The sequence below is a fragment of the Niveispirillum sp. genome, from assembly GCF_052437035.1.
In the GTDB taxonomy this organism is placed as follows: domain Bacteria; phylum Pseudomonadota; class Alphaproteobacteria; order Azospirillales; family Azospirillaceae; genus Niveispirillum.
The window spans coordinates 1-544 of the sequence record NZ_JBQVOH010000058.1 but is presented as its reverse complement, the minus strand read 5'-3'; the positions used below and the strand labels follow the sequence as shown (position 1 = coordinate 544).

The 544-nt window shown below is 58.8% G+C and carries 1 pseudogene; it reads left to right on the top strand.

The window, feature by feature from the left end:
* Positions 1-474: pseudogene (locus ACT6Q8_RS25660) on the top strand (ISL3 family transposase); the annotation flags it as partial.
* Between the last annotated feature and the right edge of the window lie 70 nt (positions 475-544).

Below are 544 nucleotides of genomic sequence, written 5' to 3'. Positions count from 1 at the left end.
ACATCTTCCGAGTCCGGCAAACTTCGCTCGAACCACACCTCCCGTGGCTCGAAGCGCAATGGGATGCCGGATTACGAAACGGCGCTGAACCTTGGGCGGCAGCTTGGCTGGCTGGTTTTGGCGGCGGTCTCCGCGTCGTCACGGAATGGGCAACACGACGAAGAAGGGCCGAAAAGGCCGAGAACGGGCTCGGTCACGCGCCAGCAGCACGCACCATCGTCCGCCTGATGACCCTTGAGCGCAACAATTTGACCAAGGCGCAGACGATGATGGTCAACTGCGCCGCAGCAAGCTTAATCTCTCCATTCGCGAACGGCGTTATCCGCGATAGAGCAGCGGTTCAAAATGCAATCACTTCAATTTGGTCGAACGGCCCGACAGAGGGCCACATCACCAAGCAAACTCATCAAGCGCCAGATGTACGGGCGCGGGAAACTGGATTTGCTTGAGGCACGTATCGTCGGAGCACCCTGATGTCATCGAAATTGCGTCAGACCCCCCGTTACGACGCCGATTGACAATGACGCTGATGGGCGCCGAAGCC